Genomic DNA, 7,029 nt, shown 5'->3' on the forward strand with positions numbered 1-7,029 from the left:
GGTGCGCCCTGTTCGCAGGGGTGCCCCGGTCCGGGCGAGGGCTTCTGTCCTCAATCGCCGGACGGGCTTGATTTTCGGGCTGAGGCTCGATGTCCAGTGCGGACGGCGCTCACACACTTCCGCGCGGCGGCCGCCGCGTGGGAACTGACACCGGTACCTGATACGGCCGGTGCAGCACACAAGGAGAAAACCATGCCGAAGCCCGCCAAGGGTGCCCGTCTGGGCGGCAGCGCCGCGCACGAGAAGCTTCTTCTCAACAACCTCGCGAAGTCGCTGTTCGAGCACGGCCGCATCACCACGACCGAGGCCAAGGCCCGCCGCCTGCGTCCGGTCGCGGAGCGTTTCATCACCAAGGCGAAGAAGGGCGACATCCACAACCGTCGCCTGGTGCTGCAGTCGATCACGGACAAGGGCGTCGTCCACACGCTCTTCACCGAGATCGCCCCGCGGTACGAGAACCGCCCCGGTGGTTACACCCGCATCACCAAGATCGGCAACCGTCGTGGCGACAACGCCCCGATGGCCGTCATCGAGCTGGTCGAGGCGCTGACCGTGGCGCAGCAGGCCACCGGTGAGGCCGAGGCCGCCACCAAGCGTGCGGTCAAGGAAGACGCGGCCAAGAAGGACGAGACCCCGGTCGAGTCCGTCGAGGACGCGCAGGACGCCTGAGCGTTCCGGAACCACTGAACGGGTCCGCATCACCCTCCGGGGCGGTGCGGGCCCGTTCGGCTGTGCGGGATCTTGAGAGGATGCGCTGGTGAGTGACGAGGTGGAGCCCGGCTCCGTACGGGTGCGGCTGGACCTGGCCTATGACGGCAAGGACTTCTCGGGCTGGGCGAAGCAGACCGCGCGGCGGACGGTCCAGGGCGAGATCGAGGACGCGCTGCGGACCGTGACCCGCTCCTCGCGGACGTACGACCTGACGGTGGCCGGCCGCACCGACGCCGGGGTGCACGCCCGGGGCCAGGTCGCCCATGTCGATCTGCCGGACGAGGCGTGGGCCGAGCACGAGGAGAAGCTGCTGAGGCGGCTCGCCGGGCGGATGGCCCCCGACGTGCGGGTCTGGCGGGTCAAGGAGGCGCCGCCCGGGTTCAACGCCCGGTTCTCCGCCCTGTGGCGCCGCTACGCGTACCGCGTCGCCGACCGCCCCGGCGGCGTCGACCCCCTGGTCCGGGGCCACGTGCTCTGGCACGACCGGCCGCTGGACGTGGCCGCGATGAACGCCGCCGCGGCCCGGATGACCGGGGAGCACGACTTCGCGGCGTACTGCAAGAAGCGCGAGGGGGCGACGACCATCCGGACGCTCCAGAAGCTGCACTGGGTGCGGGACCGGGAGACCGGGATCATCACCGGGACCGTGCAGGCGGACGCGTTCTGCCACAACATGGTGCGCGCCCTCGTCGGCGCGATGCTCTTCGTGGGCGACGGGCGGCGCCCCGACCCGTGGCCGGCCGAGGTGCTGGCGGCCGGGGTGCGCGACCCCGGGGTGCACGTGGTGCGCCCGCACGGACTGACGCTGGAGGAGGTCGCGTACCCGGCCGACGAGCTGCTGGCGGCGCGCGCGGTGGAGGCCCGGAACGTGCGGACGCTGCCGGGCGCCGGCTGCTGCTAGGTCGTGGTGATGTCGGCGGCGGCCGACGCCTGGACCTCGCCGCGGTGGCGGATCCGGCGGAACGTGTAGTCCGTGAGGTCGTCGCCGGTCGTGTACACGTCCTTGTCGGCCCTGGTGGCGTCGCGGCCGTCCGTGAAGCCGCCGACCGTGAAGTACGCGTACCGGCCGTACGCGTTCGCCGTGCGGCGGCAGATCACGCCGTCGCGGCAGAAGACCGGGACGCCCGGCCCGCTCAGCGAGGCCAGGCCGCCGGTCGCCAGCCGCGCGGTCCGCTTCGCCTGGGCCTCCGTGTCGAAGACCGCGATGCCGACGGTGACCGCCACGCCGTTCCGGCTGTACGTGGCCCGGATGACCTGGTCGCAGCCGTTGGCGGCGAGGACCGCGCCCAGCCCGCCCTGGGTGGTCGCCGCGCACTGCTTGGTGCGGTGCGTCGCGCCCCTGGCGTAGGTACGGCCTCCGGCGGTCAGCCTGTCGTCGGGGAAGAAGGCGTCGACGTCGACCGGCAGCCGGTCCTTCTTCACGTCGGCTATGTAGTCCCGGGGGTCCGGCGGGGGCGGGGGCGCCACCGAGGAGAAGGAGGGCTCGGGGGCGGGGAGCTCGGTGGGCAGGTCGTCCGCCGTGGGCAGCTCGCTCGCGTGCTTCCCGGCCTCGTGGCGGGAGCCGCCGCCGTTCGCGGAGACCACCGCCGTCGCCACGGCCGCGGCGACCGCCGCCGTGGCGAGGGCGCCGACGCCGATCAGTAGCCACTTCTTGCGCCTGGCGCGGGCCGCGGAGGCGTCGGCCAGGGCTTCCCAGTCGGGAGTGCCGCTGTTCCCGGGCCCCTCGGAGGGCCCCCCGTCCCCAAAGCTCATGCCGCGCATCCTAGTGCCGCGTCAGCCGAGGTTCGCCCCGTAATCCGGTTGGGCCGACCCTTCGTCGCCCGTGACAATGCTCTGCATGGGACATCTCGAAGCGGGCCACCTTGAGTACTACCTTCCGGACGGGCGGGTGCTGCTCGGCGATGCCTCGTTCCGGGTGGCCGACGGTGCCGTCGTCGCCCTCGTCGGGGCGAACGGGGCGGGCAAGACCACGCTGCTGCGGCTGCTCGCCGGCGAGCTCCAGCCGCACGGCGGCTCGGTGTCGGTGAGCGGCGGGCTCGGCGTGATGCGCCAGTTCGTCGGCTCGGTGCGCGACGAGCGCACGGTCCGCGACCTGCTGGTCTCCGTCGCGCAGCCCCGTATCCGGGAGGCCGCGCTCGCCGTCGACCGGGCCGAGGAGCGCATCCTCACCGTGGACGACGAGGCCGCGCAGATGGCGTACGCGCAGGCGCTGAGCGACTGGGCGGAGGCGCGCGGGTACGAGGCCGAGACGGTCTGGGACATGTGCACGATGGCCGCGCTCGGCGTCCCGTACGAGAAGGCGCAGTGGCGCGAGGTGCGCACGCTGTCCGGCGGTGAGCAGAAGCGGCTGGTCCTGGAGGCCCTGCTGCGGGGCCCCGACGAGGTGCTGCTCCTGGACGAGCCGGACAACTACCTGGACGTGCCCGGCAAGCGGTGGCTGGAGGAGCGGCTGCGGGAGACCCGCAAGACGGTGCTCTTCGTCTCCCACGACCGGGAGCTGCTGTCCCGCGCCGCGCAGAAGATCGTCAGCGTGGAGCCGGGCCCGGCCGGCAGCGACGTCTGGGTGCACGGCGGCGGCTTCGACACGTACCACCAGGCCCGCAAGGAGCGGTTCGCCCGCTTCGAGGAGCTGCTGCGGCGCTGGGAGGAGGAGCACAAGCGGCTGAAGGCGCTCGTGCACCGGCTGCGCCAGCAGGCGGCGATCAGCCCCGACATGGCGAGCCGCTACCACGCGATGCAGACCCGGTTCCGGAAGTTCGAGGAGGCGGGCCCGCCGCCGGAGCCGCCGCGCGAGCAGGACATCCGGATGCGGCTGCGCGGCGGCCGGACCGGGGTGCGGGCGGTGACCTGTGAGGGCCTGGAGCTGACGGGCCTGATGAAACCGTTCGACCTGGAGGTGTTCTACGGGGAACGGGTCGCGGTCCTCGGCTCCAACGGGTCCGGCAAGTCCCACTTCCTGCGTCTGCTGGCGGGCGAGCCCGTCGCGCACACGGGGAAGTGGAAGCTGGGTGCGCGGGTGGTGCCCGGCCACTTCGCGCAGACCCACGCGCACCCGGAGCTGCTGAACCGCACGCTGGTCGACATCCTGTGGACCGAGCACGCGAAGGACCGGGGCGGGGCGATGTCGGTGCTGCGCCGCTACGAGCTGGAGCGGCAGGGGGACCAGCCGTTCGAGAAGCTGTCCGGCGGGCAGCAGGCCCGGTTCCAGATCCTGCTCCTGGAGCTGTCCGGCACGACCGCGCTGCTGCTGGACGAGCCGACGGACAACCTGGACCTGGAGTCGGCGGAGGCGTTGCAGGACGGTCTGGAGGCGTACGAGGGCACGGTGCTCGCGGTGACGCACGACCGGTGGTTCGCGAAGAGCTTCGACCGCTACCTGGTCTTCGGCTCGGACGGGGTCGTCCGGGAGACGTCGGAGCCGGTGTGGGACGAGCGGCGGGTGGAGCGGGCGCGGTAGCGGCGGGCGCGTTTTGACCCGTCCGGGGCCGGGCGGGTAGTCTCGACGTTTGTTATGCGTATGGGTTGCGTCTTCATGAGGCGCGGAGCCCGTGCGCAGGTTCTCTGGAGCAGTTACCAGTGGCTCGCATACGGGCGTCGTCCCGGCATTGTGGGCCCCAGCTGCATGATCGCTTCAGAGGTGTCGTGTGTCTGGACCCCATCCACTGAAGAAGCGAAGGCTACGAAGTGCGTACGTACAGCCCCAAGCCCGGCGATGTGACTCGCCAGTGGCACATCATTGACGCGCAGGACGTCGTCCTGGGCCGTCTCGCCACCACGGCTGCGAACCTCCTGCGAGGCAAGCACAAGGCGATCTACGCCCCCCACATGGACATGGGCGACTTCGTCATCATCATCAACGCCGACAAGGTTCACCTGTCCGGCAACAAGCGGACCCAGAAGATGGCGTACCGCCACTCCGGGTTCCCGGGCGGTCTGCGCTCCGTGCGCTACGACGACCTGCTCGCGAACAACCCCGAGAAGGCCGTCGAGAAGGCCATCAAGGGCATGATCCCCAAGAACTCCCTGGGCCGTCAGATGATCTCGAAGCTGAAGGTCTACGCGGGCGACCAGCACCCGCACGCTGCTCAGCAGCCGGTCCCGTACGAGATCACCCAGGTCGCGCAGTAGTTCCGGCCTCCCCCCAAAGACATAAAGAAAGATCTGAGGAGAATCGTGGCCGAGACCACTGTTGAGACCGCCGAGGGCACCGAGGGCGAGGAGACCTTCGCCGAGGTGACCACCTTCGAGTCCGAGGTCCCCGTCGAGGGTGAGTACACCTCCGAGTCGCTCGCCGGCCGCTTCGGCGACCCGCAGCCCGCCGCCGGCCTGGGCCGTCGCAAGAACGCGATCGCCCGCGTCCGGATCGTTCCGGGCACCGGCAAGTGGAAGATCAACGGTCGCACCCTCGAGAGCTACTTCCCGAACAAGGTGCACCAGCAGGAAGTCAACGAGCCCTTCAAGGTGCTCGAGCTCGACGGCCGCTACGACGTCATCGCCCGCATCGCGGGTGGCGGCGTCTCGGGTCAGGCCGGCGCCCTGCGCCTCGGCGTGGCCCGCGCGCTGAACGAGGCGGACGTGGACAACAACCGCGCGACCCTGAAGAAGGCCGGCTTCCTCTCCCGCGACGACCGTGCGGTCGAGCGCAAGAAGGCCGGTCTCAAGAAGGCCCGCAAGGCCCCGCAGTACAGCAAGCGCTAAACCGCCTGCTCATCCGCGTTACACCGTTCGCCCCGGCGGCACCTCTCGTGCTGCCGGGGCGTTCGTTTATAGACATCCTCGGGCATATAACGGCATAAGGCGTTCATAGGCTTGTTGGTTGCGTGATCTGACTTTTGCGTTTCGGAGCACTTTCGGAGGACACCAGTGGGACGACTCTTCGGCACGGACGGCGTGCGCGGTGTCGCCAATGCGGACCTGACGGCCGAGCTCGCGCTCGGCCTCTCGGTGGCCGCGGCACACGTACTGGCCGAGGCGGGCACCTTCGAGGGCCATCGGCCGACGGCCGTGGTGGGCCGTGACCCACGCGCCTCCGGAGAGTTCCTGGAGGCCGCCGTCGTGGCGGGCCTGGCGAGTGCGGGCGTCGACGTCCTGCGCGTCGGCGTGCTGCCGACCCCGGCCGTCGCGTACCTCACCGGTGCCCTGGGCGCCGATATCGGGGTCATGCTCTCCGCCAGCCACAACGCCATGCCGGACAACGGTGTCAAGTTCTTCGCCCGGGGCGGCCACAAGCTCGCCGACGAGCTGGAGGACCGCATCGAGTCGGTGTACGAGCAGCACCGCACCGGTGCGCCGTGGAACCGCCCCACCGGCTCCGGCGTCGGCCGCGTCACCGACTACGCGGAGGGCTTCGACCGGTACGTCGCCCACCTCATCGGCGTCCTGCCGAACCGGCTCGACGGCCTCAAGGTCGTCCTGGACGAGGCGCACGGCGCCGCCGCCCGCGTCTCGCCCGAGGCGTTCGCCCGCGCCGGGGCCGAGGTCGTCACGATCGGCGCCGAGCCGGACGGGCTGAACATCAACGACGGCTGCGGCTCCACGCACCTGGCGCTGCTGCGCGCCGCCGTCGTGGAGCACGGCGCGGACCTGGGCATCGCGCACGACGGCGACGCCGACCGCTGCCTGGCCGTGGACGCGGCGGGCGAGGAGATCGACGGCGACCAGATCCTCGCCGTGCTGGCCCTCGCCATGCGCGAGGCCGGCCGGCTGCGCCGGGACACCGTGGTCGGCACCGTGATGTCGAACCTCGGCTTCAAGCTGGCCATGGAGCGCGAGGGCATCCAGCTCGTCCAGACCGCCGTCGGCGACCGCTACGTCCTGGAGTCCATGAAGGCCGAGGGCTACGCGCTGGGCGGCGAGCAGTCCGGCCACGTCATCGTCCTGGACCACGCCACGACCGGCGACGGCACGCTGACCGGCCTGATGCTCGCGGCCCGGGTCGCCGCGACGGGCCGCCCGCTCGCCGAACTGGCCGGGGTGATGGAGCGCCTGCCGCAGGTCCTGGTCAACGTCCCGGACGTCGACAAGTCCCGCGTGCACACCTCGCAGGAGGTGGCCGCCGCCGTCGCGCAGGCGGAGCGTGAGCTGGGCGCCACCGGCCGCGTGCTGCTGCGCCCCTCGGGCACGGAGCCGCTGGTCCGGGTCATGGTCGAGGCGGCGGACATCGAGCAGGCCCGCACCGTGGCGGGGCAGCTGGCGGACGTCGTGAAGTCGGCGCTGGGCTGACCGGCGCCGGGATGTCCGGCGGGGGGGGGGGGGGGGGGGGGGGGGGGGGGGGGGGGGGGGGGGGGGGGGGGGGGGGGGGGGGGGGGGGGGGGGGGG

Annotated in this window: 7 protein-coding genes; 6 read left to right on the forward strand and 1 reads right to left on the reverse strand. The window is 71.8% G+C overall.

The window, feature by feature from the left end; all coding sequences use genetic code 11:
- The first annotated feature begins 192 nt into the window (after nt 1–192).
- The gene (gene rplQ, locus ACN6LM_RS30055; protein WP_018101210.1) at nt 193–669 is read left to right on the forward strand and encodes a 50S ribosomal protein L17; all 477 of its coding nucleotides are present in this window, start codon (nt 193–195) and stop codon (nt 667–669) included.
- Between the two features lie 88 nt (nt 670–757).
- Nucleotides 758–1,612, forward strand: coding sequence for a tRNA pseudouridine(38-40) synthase TruA (gene truA / locus ACN6LM_RS30060; RefSeq protein ID WP_445068509.1), 855 nt, complete (start codon nt 758–760; stop codon nt 1,610–1,612).
- On the opposite strand, the gene ACN6LM_RS30065 is transcribed toward truA, so the two are convergent.
- Nucleotides 1,609–2,463 carry a hypothetical protein gene (locus tag ACN6LM_RS30065; RefSeq protein WP_445068510.1) on the reverse strand — a complete coding sequence of 285 codons (855 nt, stop codon included), beginning with the start codon at nt 2,461–2,463 and terminating at the stop codon, nt 1,609–1,611. The genes truA and ACN6LM_RS30065 overlap by 4 nt on opposite strands.
- Nucleotides 2,464–2,539: 76 nt before the next feature.
- Between ACN6LM_RS30065 and ACN6LM_RS30070 the strand changes: the two genes are divergently transcribed.
- The 4 genes from ACN6LM_RS30070 to glmM all read left to right on the forward strand — a co-directional run bounded on the left by ACN6LM_RS30070 (nt 2,540) and on the right by glmM (nt 6,933).
- Nucleotides 2,540–4,168 (forward strand): ABC-F family ATP-binding cassette domain-containing protein, encoded by a 1,629-nt coding sequence (locus ACN6LM_RS30070; protein WP_445068513.1) that lies wholly within the window; start codon nt 2,540–2,542, stop codon nt 4,166–4,168.
- A gap of 227 nt (nt 4,169–4,395) precedes the next feature.
- Nucleotides 4,396–4,839, forward strand: coding sequence for a 50S ribosomal protein L13 (gene rplM / locus ACN6LM_RS30075; protein WP_018101206.1), 444 nt, complete (start codon nt 4,396–4,398; stop codon nt 4,837–4,839).
- Between the two features lie 45 nt (nt 4,840–4,884).
- The gene (gene rpsI, locus ACN6LM_RS30080; RefSeq protein WP_164399959.1) at nt 4,885–5,409 is read left to right on the forward strand and encodes a 30S ribosomal protein S9; all 525 of its coding nucleotides are present in this window, start codon (nt 4,885–4,887) and stop codon (nt 5,407–5,409) included.
- 165 nt (nt 5,410–5,574) lie between these two features.
- A complete protein-coding gene (gene glmM, locus ACN6LM_RS30085) occupies nt 5,575–6,933 on the forward strand; it encodes a phosphoglucosamine mutase (protein ID WP_445068511.1) in 1,359 nt (452 codons plus the stop codon).
- Nucleotides 6,934–7,029 lie beyond the last annotated feature (96 nt).

Source organism: Streptomyces sp. SAS_281 (assembly GCF_052542855.1).